8 protein-coding genes are annotated in these 14,409 nt (G+C 66.2%); 7 read left to right on the forward strand and 1 reads right to left on the reverse strand.

Annotation, left to right across the window (positions count from 1 at the left end; all coding sequences use genetic code 11):
* Positions 1-53 precede the first annotated feature (53 nt).
* Positions 54-2,375: a putative bifunctional diguanylate cyclase/phosphodiesterase gene (locus N4G42_RS02495; RefSeq protein WP_260666031.1), complete on the forward strand. Its 2,322-nt coding sequence runs from the start codon at positions 54-56 to the stop codon at positions 2,373-2,375.
* Between the two features lie 23 nt (positions 2,376-2,398).
* On the opposite strand, the gene N4G42_RS02500 is transcribed toward N4G42_RS02495, so the two are convergent.
* Positions 2,399-3,337 (reverse strand): ChaN family lipoprotein, encoded by a 939-nt coding sequence (locus tag N4G42_RS02500; RefSeq protein WP_260666032.1) that lies wholly within the window; start codon positions 3,335-3,337, stop codon positions 2,399-2,401.
* A 71-nt stretch (positions 3,338-3,408) separates the two neighbouring features.
* Here N4G42_RS02500 and N4G42_RS02505 point away from each other — a divergent pair, with 71 nt between their 5' ends.
* The 6 genes from N4G42_RS02505 (at position 3,409) to narH (ending at position 14,405) form a co-directional block, all read left to right on the forward strand.
* A complete protein-coding gene (locus N4G42_RS02505; protein ID WP_260666033.1) occupies positions 3,409-5,364 on the forward strand; it encodes a type IV pili methyl-accepting chemotaxis transducer N-terminal domain-containing protein in 1,956 nt (651 codons plus the stop codon).
* Positions 5,361-6,083 (forward strand): response regulator, encoded by a 723-nt coding sequence (locus tag N4G42_RS02510; RefSeq protein ID WP_015012276.1) that lies wholly within the window; start codon positions 5,361-5,363, stop codon positions 6,081-6,083. The genes N4G42_RS02505 and N4G42_RS02510 overlap by 4 nt, the downstream gene beginning before the upstream one ends.
* Before the next feature lie 219 nt (positions 6,084-6,302).
* The gene (locus N4G42_RS02515; RefSeq protein ID WP_060984777.1) at positions 6,303-7,595 is read left to right on the forward strand and encodes an MFS transporter; all 1,293 of its coding nucleotides are present in this window, start codon (positions 6,303-6,305) and stop codon (positions 7,593-7,595) included.
* Positions 7,596-7,616: 21 nt separating this feature from the next.
* Positions 7,617-9,026 (forward strand): NarK family nitrate/nitrite MFS transporter, encoded by a 1,410-nt coding sequence (locus tag N4G42_RS02520; RefSeq protein ID WP_260666035.1) that lies wholly within the window; start codon positions 7,617-7,619, stop codon positions 9,024-9,026.
* Between the two features lie 34 nt (positions 9,027-9,060).
* A complete protein-coding gene (locus tag N4G42_RS02525) occupies positions 9,061-12,864 on the forward strand; it encodes a nitrate reductase subunit alpha (protein WP_260666036.1) in 3,804 nt (1,267 codons plus the stop codon).
* 17 nt (positions 12,865-12,881) lie between these two features.
* Complete coding sequence (gene narH / locus N4G42_RS02530) at positions 12,882-14,405, forward strand: nitrate reductase subunit beta (RefSeq protein ID WP_260666037.1); 1,524 nt, start codon at positions 12,882-12,884, stop codon at positions 14,403-14,405.
* Positions 14,406-14,409 lie beyond the last annotated feature (4 nt).

Raw genomic sequence — 14,409 nt, forward strand, 5'->3', positions numbered from 1 at the left:
CAAGGGCCAAAGGCCGTGAAACCGTGAAATCAACAAGGAGCGCAAGAAGCGCAATGGGCAACGAGGGCTATGCCTCATCACTGGTCCCCTGGCGGGGCATGCTGCTGTACCTGGTGCTGGGGGTGGCCTGGGTGTTTGCGGGCGATGTGTTGCTGGCCCACTGGGTGACCGACCCGGCCCTGTTGACCCGTTTCCAGACCTGGAAGGGCTGGGGCTATGTGGCGCTGACCAGCGGCCTGGCCTGGTGGCTGCTGCGGCGCATGCGCCGCGCCGAAAAGGTGCGCATGGCCATGGCGCAGGAGCTGACGCAGATCGTGCGCCACGCGCCCGCCGGTTTTGCGCGGGTGGCGCTGGATGGCAGCTTTCTGTGGGCCAACGCCCGCCTGTGTGACCTGCTGGGCGCTGAGCCCGTGCAGACGCTGAGCCTTAATTTCCGCGATGTGATGATCGCCCAGGACCCCGACTGGGCAGCGTCGCAACTGGAGCGCCTGCTGGCCGGCGAGATCGACCACTACGTGGGCGAGCGCCACTGCCTGCGGCTGGACAACGGCCGCCGGGCGCCTGTGCTGTGCACCGTGACGCTGGCGCCCGAAGTGGGCGATGAGCCCGCGCACCTGGTGTGTGTGGTGCAGGACCTCGACGAGATCAAGGCCGCGCGTGCGGCGCTGCAGCGCAGCGAGGCCCGCCAGCGCCTGGCGGCCACGGTGGTGGACAACACCATGGAGGGCGTGGTGGTGACCGACGCCCACAGCCGCATCCTGTCGGTTAACGCGGCGTTCACCCGGCTGCTGGGCTATACCGAGGAGGAGCTGCTGGGCAAGACCCCGCGCGTCTTCAAGTCGGGCCGCCACGACAAGGCTTTTTATGAGGCGATGTGGTCGGCGCTGACCGAAACCGGGTACTGGCAGGGCGAGATCTGGAACCGCCGCAAGAACGGCGAGATCTTCCCGGAGCACATGTCCCTGTCGGCCGTGCGCGACCCGGCGGGCGAGATCACGCACTACGTGTGCATGTTCACCGACATCTCCGAAGAAAAGGCCCAGCAGCGGCAACTGGAATACCTGGCGCACAACGACCCGCTCACGGGCTTGTCCAACCGCACCTGGTTCGGGCACCAGCTGGAGCTGGCGGTGCAGGAGGCGCAAGGCAGTGGCGAGCACATCGCCGTGCTGCTGCTCAACCTGGACCGCTTCAAGGACGTGAACGACAGCTACGGCCATGCCACGGGCGACGAGGTGCTCAAACACATTGCGCGGCAGGTGCAGTCCGCCCTGCGGCCCGGAGACGTGCTGGGGCGCATGGCGGGCGACGAGCTGGCCGTGGTGGCGCGCAACCTGCGCCATGCCGACGGTGCGGCCGCCGTGGCGCGCCACCTGATCCGTGCCGTGGCCGAGCCCTGGCGTTCGCCCGATGGGCTGGAGGTGGTGGCGGGCGTGAGCGTGGGCATCTGCATGTTCCCCGAGCATGCGGGCACCACCGAGCTGCTGCTGCAGGGCGCCCATGCGGCCGTGTACGGTGCCAAGGCGCGCGGCCGGGGGGCCTGGTGCTTCTTCCACGAAGCCATGACCCAGGCGGCCCGCGAGCGGCTGGAGCTGGAGTCGCGCTTGCGTCTGGCACTGGCCCAGGGCCACCTGCAGATGTACTACCAACCGCAGATTGATATCGCCACCGGCCGCATCCAGGGCGCCGAAGCCCTGGTGCGCTGGAACGACCCGCAAGAGGGGCTGATCTCGCCCGCACGCTTCATCCCCGTGGCCGAGACCTCGGGCGTGATCGGCCCGCTGGGGGAATGGGTGGTGCGCGAGGTCTGCCGCCAGGGGCAGCAATGGCGTGATGCCGGGCTGCCTCCGCTGACCCTGGCGCTGAATGTGTCGCCGCGCCAGTTCCACCTGACCGACTTGGCCGGTTGCGCGGCGGCCGCGCTGCAGGCCAGCGGGTTCCCTGCGGCACTGCTGGAGCTGGAGATCACCGAAAGCGCCCTGGCCGAACGTACCGAAGAAGCCCGCCAGGTGCTGGTGCGCCTGCGTGAGCTGGGGGTGCGCATCGCGGTGGACGACTTCGGTACCGGCTATTCGTCGCTGGCGCAGCTCAAGCGGTTTCCCATCGACGTGCTCAAGATCGACCAGGGCTTCATCCGCGACATTCCACAGAGCGAGGACGACATGGCCATCAGTGCCGCCATCATCGCCATGGGGCACAGCATGGGCCTGTCGGTACTCGCCGAGGGCGTGGAGACCGAGGGCCAGCTGGCGTTCCTGCGCGAGCGGGGCTGCGACGCCTACCAGGGCTACCTGTGCAGCCGTCCTGTGCCTGCGGACGAGTTCGTGGCGTTGCTGCGGGCACAGGCCGAGCCCGCCGCCACCGAGCAGGGCTGACGGGGCGGGCTTTGATCAGGCTCTTAGACCTTCTGGCCCGGCGGCGCAGGGCGCCATTGCTCGCGCAACTCGGCGCACACATCGCGTGGGGGCAGCGCCGGGGTCTGGACCACGGCATCGGCTTGTGCACCTGATTTGATAGCTACAGACGCATGTTCCACCTGCGCTACCACCACTTTTGACACCAAACTGGCGGGCCAATGTGTGGGCACGCCCAGGTGGCGCAGCACATGGCCGCCGCCGGCCACCAGCAGCACCGTCTGGCCCGATCGCAACGCCTCCTGGGCCGTCTGGGCCAGGCTGGCGTCGCGGGCGATCTGGATGCGGGCCATGGGCGCGATTTGCGACTCGGGCAGCAGGCCACAGTGGCCGTCCCGCATGGCCTGCTGCTGCTCGGCCAGCGCCGGGGCGGGCAGGTGCTGGTCGAGGGAGGCGTCGGCCTTGGCGGCGCGCATGCGCGTGCGGGGCAGGTTGCCGCCCAGCACCGGCACCCCTGCGCCCACGGCAGCCATGACCACCGGGCCATAGGCCTTCCAGGGCCAGGCCGCGTCGTCCCACTGCAGGGCGGCACGCGCCTGGGCCTCGCTGGCATCGCGGGGCAAGCCCTGGGTGCTGTGCCCGCGCTCGGCCATTTCCATCACCAGGGCTGCCAGCTGGCCCCGGCTGGCGAGCCAGGCCACCGCCTCGCGCTGCAGGCGCTGGTGGTCCGGGGCGTCGTGCTGCTCGCCCAATAGCAGCACGTCGGCGGGCAGCCATTGCTGCAGGCGCTCCGGCCAGGCTGCGGCGGGCACCACCGCAGCAGCCTGTGTGGACGGGGACGGCATGGGCTTTAGGGCTGGGCCCGCGCAGCCGGCCAGGGTGGCCAGGCAGGCCACGGCCAGGACTGCGGATGCAGGGCGCCAGGAGATGGCACGGGTGGTGTGGAGGGTGGAATGGCGGATGAGGCGGCTCGGCGTATGCATCCGGCCATGCTAGCGGGCGCGCACTTGACGCAGGTCAAGAACCGCACAAAACCCCTTGCCTACACTGCGCCATGCGCTCGCGGCCCACCCTTTCCACCAAGCTCCTGGCCATGGGAGCCGGATTCTTGCTGGTGGCCCTGGCTTCCATTGGGCTCACCTTGTGGGTGACCTGGAAGCTCGAAGGCGGCGCGGCAGCCGTCAACGAGGCGGGCCGCCTGCGCATGAACATGCTGCGCATGGTGCTGGTGCTGCAGACCGAACCTCCCGAGGCCGTGCAGGAGCGCGCGCGCCAGTTCGACGCCAGCCTGGAGTTGCTGCGCACGGGCGATCCGTCGCGCCCGCTGTTTGTGCCGTGGAGCGACGAGACGCGCACGCGGTTCGACGGCATCCGCACCCGCTGGGCCGAGGCCCGCACCGGGTGGGTCAGCGCCTTGCCCCCCGACCGCGCCCGGAACCTGGCCGAGGCCGATGCCTTTGTGCAGCAGGTGGACGGCTTTGTGGATGCCATCGAAATCCAGATCGCAGGCTGGACCGCCGCGCTGCACCTGTTCCAGCTGTTCATGATGGCGCTGGCCATCGTGGCGGCCGTCACCTTCATGGCCGTGAGCTATTTGCTGGTGATCAACCCCGTGGCGCGCCTGCAGCAGGCCCAGGCCCGGCTGCGCCAGGGCGAGCTGGGCACGCGGCTGCCAGTGGACACCGACGATGAGTTCGGCCAGCTCTCGGCCGGCTTCAACCTGATGGCGCATGCGCTGCAGGCCTCGCACGACGAGCTGGAGCACAAGGTGCGCGAAAAGACCGCCAGCATCGCCGTGCAGAACCAGCGGCTGGCCGCCCTGTACGAGGTCAGTGCGCTGGCCAGCACCGCCAGCAGCTTGGAGCTGCTGGCCCAGGGCTTTGTGCAGCAGATCCGCCGCGTGGCGGGCGCCGATGCCGCCGCCGTGCGCTGGTCCAACGAGGCCAACGAGCGCTACGTGCTGCTGGCCGGCGATGGCCTGCCCGTGGCCATGGCCGAGGGCGAGCACTGCCTGCACACCGGCAGCTGCCTGTGCGGCCAGCCGCAGGCGCAGGCGCGCACCCGGGTCATCCCCATCACGCCATCCACCGAGGTCGCCTTGCCGCACTGCCGCGATGCAGGGTTTGAAACCATGGTCACCATCCCCGTCAAGATGCAGATGCGCATGCTGGGCGAGGTCAACCTGTTCTTCCGCTCGCCCGTCGAGATGACCGACGAGCTGCGCGATCTGCTCGAAGCCATGACCCGCCACCTGGCCAGCGCCATGGAGGGCCTGCGTGCCACCGCGCTGGAGCGCGAGGCGGCCGTGGCCGAGGAGCGCGGCCTGCTAGCGCGCGAGCTGCACGACTCCATCGCCCAGTCGCTGGCCTTCCTCAAGATCCAGACTCAGCTGCTGCGCGACGCAGTGGCGCGCGGCGACGAGGCCAAGCGCGACCGCAGCATCGGCGAGCTGGATGTGGGCGTGCGCGAGTGCTATTCGGATGTGCGCGAACTGCTGGTGCACTTTCGCACCCGCACCAGCGAGGAAGACATTGAATCGGCGCTGCGCGCGACCTTGTCCAAGTTCGAGCACCAGACCGGCATGGTCACCACGCTGGGCATGGTGGGCCATGGCCTGCCACTGGCGCAGGACGTGCAGATCCAGGTGCTGCACATGGTGCAGGAGGCGTTGTCGAACGTGCGCAAGCACTCGGGCGCGACGCGGGTCGATGTGCTGGTGCACCGCCACCCCCGCTGGCGCTTTGAGGTGCAAGACAACGGCACGGGTTTTGACGTGACGGCCGTGCCGCCCGATTCGCTGCACGTGGGCATGGGCATCATGCGCGAGCGGGCCCAGCGCATTGGCGCCGTGGTCCAGGTGGAGTCCGCGCCAGGGCAGGGCACCCGGGTGTGCATCGAGCTGCCTTCGGTCGTGCCCGCCCAGACCGTGGCCGTTGCGTCTGAGGGGCCATTGGCTCAAGCTGCCTACGCTGCCCAGGCCGACATTCCCCACACCGCCAACACTCCATGACGAACCAAGCTGCCTCCGCCACCGCATCTTCTCCCCTGGTCACGCTGCTGGTGGTGGACGATCACACGCTGTTCCGGCGCGGGTTGATCGCGCTGCTGGGCCAGTATGAGGGCCTGTCCGTGGTGGGTGAGGCGGGGGATGCCGCGCAGGCCCTGCGGCTTGCGCCCCAGCTGCAGCCCCAGGTCATCCTGCTCGACAACCACCTGCCCGGCGTGATGGGCGTGGATGCGATCCAGGGGCTGCGCGAGGTGTCGCCCACCTCGCGCGTGCTCATGCTCACCGTGAGCGAGGACGCGCAGGACCTGGCGACCGCGCTGCGCAATGGTGCCCAGGGCTACCTGCTCAAGACCATCGACGGCGAGCTGCTGGCGCAGGCCATTCACCGCGCCGCCAGGGGCGAGCCCGTGGTCAGCCCTGAGCTGATGGGCAAGCTCGTGGCGGCGTTCCAGTCGCAGGGCGCGCCCGAGGCGCCCCCCGCGCCGATGCCACCTGCCGACGCAGCGGCGGCCGCCCCCAACGGTTTCACCCCCCTGTCGCCGCGCGAGGAAGACGTGCTGCGCGAGATCGCCCGGGGTGCGAGCAACAAGGAGATCGCCCGCACGCTCGACATCGCCGAGACCACGGTGAAGATCCACGTGCAGCACATCCTGCGCAAGCTGGGTCTCAGCTCGCGCGTGCAGGCAGCGGTGTACGCCTCGGACCGGCAGCGCGCCGAATAGCACACGCATAGACGTCTGCACGCCCGCACACGCGGCGTGCATCGCGTGCTTGGCGGGCAGGGGCAGCACCGTCCAACGCGTGCGCCATAGTTCTTTCGGACGATGCCGCACCCCCAGTGACTACTCCCTCTGCCGCGCCGCACACCCTCTAGCGAAGGATGTGCAAAAGCCTCTGCACACGCGACCATTCCTCTCATGCAAAAAGAGAGGAATCGCGCAATGGCCAACGCAACTTTGCCGCCGGGCGACAGCCCGCAGCGCACCCGTCAGGCGTGGTCGGTGCTCATCGTCAGCACCTTCGCCTTCACCGTCTGCTTCATGGTCTGGATGATGTTTGGCGTCATCGGCATCCCCATCAAGAAGATGCTGAACCTGAACTCCACGCAGTTCGGGCTGCTGATGTCCATGCCCGTGCTCACGGGCTCACTGGTGCGGGTGCCCCTGGGTATCTGGACCGACAAGTTCGGTGGCCGCATCGTGATGGCGGCCGTCATGGCCACCACCGTGCCTGCTATCTGGCTCATGAGCTATGCCACGGAGTACTGGCACTTCCTGACGATCGGCCTGTTTGTGGGCTTGGCGGGGGGCTCGTTCTCAGTGGGTACGCCTTATGTGGCGCGCTGGTTCCCCAAGCATCGCCAGGGCACGGCCATGGGCGTGTACGGCGCGGGCAACTCGGGTGCGGCCGTCAACAAGTTCGTGGCGCCCGTGATCCTGGTGGCCTTCGGCTGGACCATGGTGCCGCAGGTGTACGCCGCCATCATGCTCGGCACGCTGGTGCTGTTCTGGCTGTTCAGCTACAGCGACCCGGCCCATCTGGTGCCCAGCAACGTCAAGTTCACCGACCAGCTCAAGGCGCTCAAGGACCCCAAGGTGCTCAAGTACTGCCAGTACTACAGCATTGTGTTTGGCGGCTACGTGGCGCTGTCGCTGTGGATGGTGCAGTACTACGTGGGCGAATACGGCCTGGACATCCGTGTGGCCGCATTGTTGGCCGCCTGCTTCTCGCTGCCTGGCGGCGTGCTGCGCGCCATTGGCGGCATGTTGAGTGACAAGTACGGCGCCCACAGTGTGACCTGGTGGGTGATGTGGGTGAGCTGGATCTGCCTGTTCCTGCTGAGCTACCCGCAGACCGACTTCACCATCCTCACGGTCAACGGCCCGCAGACCTTCCACATCGGCCTGAATGTGTACCTGTTCACTGGCCTCATGTTCCTGCTGGGCATCTGCTGGGCCTTCGGCAAGGCCAGTGTCTTCAAGTACATCAGCGACGACTACCCCCACAACATCGGCGCCATCAGCGGCATCGTGGGTCTGGCAGGCGGCATGGGCGGCTTCGTGCTGCCCATCCTGTTCGGCGCGCTGATGGACCTGACCGGTATCCGCTCCAGCGCTTTCATGCTGATGTATGGAGTGGTGTGGGTCTCGCTCATCTGGATGTACTTCACCGAAGTGCGCAACACCCGTCTCATGGGTTCGCAAAGCGCCGTCGCACAGACGGCCGCCCGCTGATTTTTTCCAAGGACTCTCACCATGTCTGCCACCACCACCAGCGGGCGCCAGGGGCGTCTGCTCACCCTCTGGGCCCCGGAGGACAAATCGTTCTGGGAGCGCGAAGGCGAAGCCATTGCCAAGCTCAACCTCTGGATCTCGGTGCCCGCGCTGTTCCTGGCCTTTGCCATCTGGCAGGTCTGGAGCGTGGTTGCCGTGAGCCTGCCCGGCCTCGGCTTCAAGTACTCGACCAACCAGCTGTTCTGGCTGGCGGCCGCGCCCGCACTCTCGGGCGCCACACTGCGCATCTTCTACTCCTTCATGGTGCCCCTGGTCGGTGGCCGCCGCTGGACGGCGATCTCCACCGCCTCGCTGCTGATTCCCGCCCTGGGCATCGGCTTTGCGGTGCAGGACAACACCACGGCCTACCCCACCATGCTCATCCTGGCGCTGCTGTGCGGCCTGGGCGGCGGCAACTTCAGCTCCAGCATGGCCAACATCAGCTTCTTCTTTCCGAAAGAGCGCAAGGGATCGGCGCTGGGTGTGAACGCGGGCCTAGGCAACCTGGGCGTGTCGGTGGTGCAGTTCCTCAGCCCTCTGGTCGTTACGGCCGGTATCTTTGGGGTCTTTGGCGGTGATGCGCAGACCATTGTGAAGAACGGCCAGACCGCGCATGTGTGGACGCAGAACGCTGCCTTCATCTGGGTGCCATGGATTGCGCTGACGGCGCTGGCCGCCTGGTTCGGCATGAACGACATTGCCGATGCGCGTGCCTCGTTCGCTGCGCAGGCCGCCATCTTCAAGCGCAAGCACAACTGGCTGATGTGTGTGCTGTACCTCGGCACCTTCGGGTCGTTCATCGGCTATGCCGCAGGCTTCCCGCTGCTCATCAAGAGCCAGTTTCCTAACATCAACCCCCTGGCCTACGCGTGGCTGGGGCCGCTGGTGGGCGCGGTGGTCCGGCCGTTTGGCGGGTGGCTGGCCGACAGGCTCGGCGGCGCGCGCGTCACGCTGTGGAACTTCATCGTCATGGCGATTGCCGTGGTGGGCGTCACGGTGTTCCTGCCATCTGCAGGCAATGAAGGTCAGTTTGCAGGCTTCTTCGTGTGCTTCCTGGTGCTGTTCCTCACCACCGGTATCGGCAATGGCTCCACCTTCCGGATGATCCCCGTGATCTTCCTGACCGAAGCCATGCGCGGTGTGGACCCCCGCAACACTGCGGCCGTGGCCCAGGCCAACAAGGAAGGCAACACCCTGGGTGCCGCCACGCTGGGCTTCACGGCCGCCATGGCGGCCTACGGCGGGTTCTTCATTCCCAAGAGCTATGGCAGCTCCATCGCGCTGACCGGCAGCCCCCACGCAGCGCTGTGGACGTTCTTCGCCTTCTACCTCGTTTGCATCGTGATCACCTGGTGGCACTACGCGCGCAAGAACGCAGCCATGCCTTGCTGATGACCCCTGAACAGAACAGAACAAGGAGCCCCCGATGAGCCATTTCCTCGACCGCCTTTCGTACTTCTCGCAGCCCCGCGAGACCTTTGCCCAGGGCCATGGCGAAACCAATGGTGAAGACCGCACCTGGGAAGACGCCTACCGTGACCGCTGGGCACACGACAAGATCGTGCGCAGCACCCACGGCGTGAACTGCACGGGCTCCTGCTCGTGGAAGATCTACGTCAAAGGCGGCATCGTCACCTGGGAAACCCAGCAGACCGACTACCCCCGCACCCGGCCCGACCTGCCCAATCACGAACCCCGTGGCTGTGCACGCGGCGCCAGCTACAGCTGGTACCTGTACAGCGCCAACCGCGTGAAGTACCCCATGGTGCGCGGCCGCCTGCTCAAGCACTGGCGCGCCGCCATCGCCCTGGCCAAGAGCCCGGTGGACGCCTGGGCCAGCATCGTCGAGAACGATGCCTCCAAGCGCGAATGGCAAAAGCAGCGCGGCCTGGGCGGCTTTGTGCGCAGCACCTGGGACGAGGTCAACCAGATGATCGCTGCGGCCAACGTGTACACCATCAAGAAACACGGGCCGGACCGCATCATCGGCTTCTCGCCCATCCCGGCGATGTCGATGATTTCGTACGCTGCGGGTTCGCGCTACCTGAGCCTCATCGGCGGCGTGTGCATGAGTTTTTACGACTGGTACTGCGACCTGCCCCCCAGCAGCCCACAGACCTGGGGCGAGCAGACCGACGTGCCCGAGTCGGCCGACTGGTACAACAGCTCGTACATCATTGCCTGGGGCTCCAATGTGCCCCAGACGCGCACGCCGGATGCGCACTTCTTGACCGAGGTGCGTTACAAGGGCACCAAGGTGGTGTCCATCACGCCCGACTACTCCGAAGTCGCCAAGCTGGGCGATCTGTGGATGCATCCCAAGCAGGGCACCGACGCTGCCGTGGCCATGGCCATGGGCCATGTGATCCTGAAGGAGTTCTACTTCAAGGACGGCGGCAAGGGCCGCTCGGCGTACTTTGATGACTACGCACGCCGCTACACCGACCTGCCGCTCCTGGTGGTGCTCAAGGAAAAGACGCTGCCCGATGGCCGCACGGTGATGGTGCCCGACCGCTATGTGCGCGCCAGCGACTTTCCGAACAAGCTCGACCAGTCCAACAACCCCGACTGGAAGACCGTGGGCTACGACGAACTGGGCCAGGTCACGCTGCCCAATGGCTCCATCGGCTTCCGCTGGGGGGCCGACGGACGTGCCGACCAGGGCCTGTGGAACCTGGAGAACAAGGAAGCGCGCACCGGCAACACCGTCAAGCTCAAGCTCTCGGTGATCGAGGACGGCGCGCAGGCCCACGACGTGGCCGATGTGGCCTTCCCGTACTTTGGCGGCGTGGCAACGCCCAACTTCACGGCCAACGAACAAGGCGGCGACGTGATGGTGCGCCGCGTGCCGGTGTCCCACCTGGAGCTGGCCGGGCACGAAGCCCAGGGCCGGGTGATGGTGGCCACCGTGTTCGACCTGCTGGCTGGCAACTACGGCATTGACCGGGGTCTGCCCGGCGAAGAGCAGGGCGTCACCTACGACAGCGACCGCCCCTACACGCCCGCCTGGCAGGAAAAGATCACCGGTGTGCCACGCGATCAGATCATCACCGTGGCCCGCCAGTTTGCCGACAACGCGCACAAGACCCATGGCAAGTCCATGGTCATCATTGGTGCGGCCATGAACCACTGGTACCACAGTGACATGAACTACCGCGGCATCATCAACATGCTGATGCTCTGCGGCTGTATCGGTCAGAGTGGTGGCGGCTGGGCGCACTACGTGGGCCAGGAAAAGCTGCGCCCACAGACCGGCTGGACGGCGCTGGCCTTTGCGTTGGACTGGATCCGCCCACCGCGCCAGATGAACAGCACCAGCTTCTTCTACGCCCACACCGACCAGTGGCGCTACGAGAAGCTGGGCATGGAGGAGGTCCTCTCGCCGCTGGCCGACAAGAAGGCTTATCACGGCGCGCAGATCGACTACAACGTGCGCGCCGAGCGCATGGGCTGGCTGCCATCCGCCCCCCAGCTCAAGACCAGCCCGCTGCAGGTGGCCAAGGACGCCGCAGCCCGGGGCATGGACGCCAAGGACTACGTGGTCCAGTCACTGAAAGACGGCAGCCTGCAGATGAGCTGCGAAGACCCGGACCACCCTGCCAACTGGCCGCGCAACATGTTTGTGTGGCGCTCCAACATTTTGGGCTCGTCGGGCAAGGGGCATGAATACTTCCTCAAGCACCTGCTGGGCACCACCCACGGCGTGCAGGGCAAGGATCTGGGCAAGGACGAAGCTAAGCCCGAGGAAGTGCAGTGGCACACCAACGCGCCCGAAGGCAAGCTGGACCTGCTGGTCACGCTCGACTTCCGCATGAGCACGACCTGCCTGTACTCCGACATCGTGCTGCCCACGGCCACCTGGTACGAGAAGAACGACCTCAACACCAGCGACATGCACCCCTTCATCCATCCGCTGTCCACCGCGGTGGACCCTGCCTGGCAGGCCAAGAGCGACTGGGAGATCTACAAGGGTTTTGCCAAGGCCGTGAGCGAGGTCAGCGTGGGCCATCTGGGCGTCGAAAAGGACGTGGTGCTCACACCCATCATGCACGACACGGCCGGCGAAATGGCCCAGCCCTATGGTGTGCGCGACTGGAAGCGGGGCGAGTGCGAACTGATCCCCGGCAAGACGGCGCCGCAGGTCACGGTGGTTGAGCGCGACTATCCCAACCTCTACAAACGCTTTACCGCGCTGGGCCCGCTGATGGAGAAGGTGGGCAACGGCGGCAAGGGCATTGGCTGGAACACGCAGACCGAAGTCGGCCAGCTGGGCGACCTGAACGGCCGCGTGAAGGAAGAGGGCGTGACGCAGGGCATGCCCCGCATCGTGACCGACATCGACGCCACCGAAGTGGTGATGATGCTGGCCCCCGAAACCAACGGCCACGTGGCCTGCAAGGCCTGGGAGGCCCTGGGCAAGCAGACCGGGCGCGACCACGTGCACCTGGCGCTGCACCGCGAGGACGAGAAGATCCGCTTCCGCGACATCCAGGCGCAGCCGCGCAAGATCATCAGCTCGCCCACCTGGTCTGGCCTGGAAAGCGAAAAGGTCAGCTACAACGCCGGCTACACCAACGTGCACGAGTACATCCCATGGCGCACCCTCACGGGCCGCCAGCAGTTCTACCAAGATCACCCGTGGATGCGTGACTTTGGCGAAGGCTTCGTGAGCTACCGCCCACCCGTGCACCTCAAGACGCTGGAAGAAGTGGAAGGCAAGAAGCCCAACGGCAACCGCGAGATCGCGCTGAATTTCATCACGCCGCACCAGAAGTGGGGCATCCACAGCACGTACAGCGACAACCTGATGATGCTCACGCTCAACCGGGGTGGCTCGGTGGTGTGGCTGAGCGAGGACGACGCCAAGGTCGCTGGCATCGTGGACAACGACTGGGTCGAACTCTTCAACGCCAACGGTGCCATTGCAGCCCGTGCGGTGGTGAGCCAGCGTGTAAACCCCGGCATGGTGATGATGTACCACTCGCAAGAGAAGATCATCAACACCCCTGGCTCCGAGATCACCGGCACCCGTGGCGGTATCCACAACTCGGTCACGCGCATCGTGCTCAAGCCCACCCACATGATTGGCGGCTACGCACAGTACAGCTACGGCTTCAACTACTACGGAACCATCGGCACCAACCGCGACGAGTTCGTGCTGGTGCGCAAGATGGACCGCGTGGACTGGCTCGACGATGAGCCTGTGTCCAGCACCGCAGCCCACGCCTGAAGCCAAGGAGAAACACGATGAAAATTCGCGCACAAATCGGCATGGTGCTGAACCTGGACAAGTGCATTGGTTGCCACACCTGTTCCGTCACCTGCAAGAACGTCTGGACCAGCCGCCCCGGGGTGGAATACGCCTGGTTCAACAACGTCGAAACCAAGCCCGGCATCGGCTACCCCAAGGAATGGGAAAACCAGGACAAGTGGAATGGCGGCTGGGTGCGCAGCCCCGACGGCTCCATCGCGCCCCGCCAGGGCGGCAAGTGGAAGCTGCTCATGCGCATCTTCGCCAACCCCAACCTGCCGCAGATCGACGACTACTACGAGCCCTTCACGTTCGACTACGACCACCTGCAGTCCGCGCCTGAAACCAAGGCCGCACCCACGGCCCGCCCGCGCAGCTTGATCACCGGCAAGCGCATGGAGAAGATCGAGTGGGGCCCGAACTGGGAAGAAATCCTGGGCGGTGAGTTCAGCAAGCGCAGCAAGGACAAGAACTTCGACGATGTGCAAAAGGACATCTACGGCCAGTTCGAAAACACCTTCATGATGTACCTGCCGCGCCTGTGCGAGCACTGCCTGAATCCGGCGTGTGTGGCATCGTGCCCCAGCGGCTCGATCTACAAGCGCGAGGAAGACGGCATCGTGCTGATCGACCAGGACAAGTGCCGTGGCTGGCGCATGTGCGTCTCAGGCTGCCCCTACAAGAAGATTTACTACAACTGGCAATCGGGCAAGGCCGAGAAGTGCATCTTCTGCTATCCCCGCATCGAAGCGGGCCAGCCGACCGTGTGCTCGGAAACCTGCGTGGGCCGCATCCGCTACCTGGGTGTGCTGCTGTACGACGCAGACCGCATCCAGGAAGCCGCCAGCGTGGAGCGCGACCGCGACCTGTACCAGGCCCAGCTCGACATCTTCCTGAACCCGAACGACCCCGATGTCATCAAGCAGGCCCGCATCGACGGCATCCCGGACAGCTGGATGGACGCCGCCCGCAACAGCCCCGTCTACAAGATGGCGGTGGACTGGAAGGTGGCCCTGCCGCTGCACCCCGAGTACCGCACGCTGCCCATGGTCTGGTATGTACCGCCCCTGTCGCCCATCACGGCCGCTGCCAATGCCGGCCACGTGGGCGTGAATGGCGAGATCCCCGACGTGTCGCAGCTGCGCGTCCCCGTACAGTACCTGGCCAACCTGCTCACCGCCGGTGACACCGGGCCCGTGGTGCGGGCGCTGGAGCGCATGCTGGCCATGCGCACCTACCAGCGCGACAAGCATGTGGAGCAGCGCCAGAACCTGTCGGTGCTCAAGCAGGCCGGCCTGTCGATGGCGGAGGTGGAGGAGATGTACCACGTGATGGCGATTGCCAATTACGAGGACCGCTTCGTCATCCCATCGGCCCACCGCGAGTACGCAGAAAACGCGTTCGACATCCGGGGCGGCTGCGGCTTCTCGTTTGGCAACGGTTGCTCCGACGGCGCCACCGAGACCAGTATGTTCGGTGGCAAGAAGCCGCGGACCATTCCCATCAAAGCGACTGTTTGAGCGA

It is taken from the genome of Acidovorax sp. K2F, assembly GCF_025246485.1.
GTDB classification, from domain to species: domain Bacteria; phylum Pseudomonadota; class Gammaproteobacteria; order Burkholderiales; family Burkholderiaceae_C; genus Acidovorax; species Acidovorax delafieldii.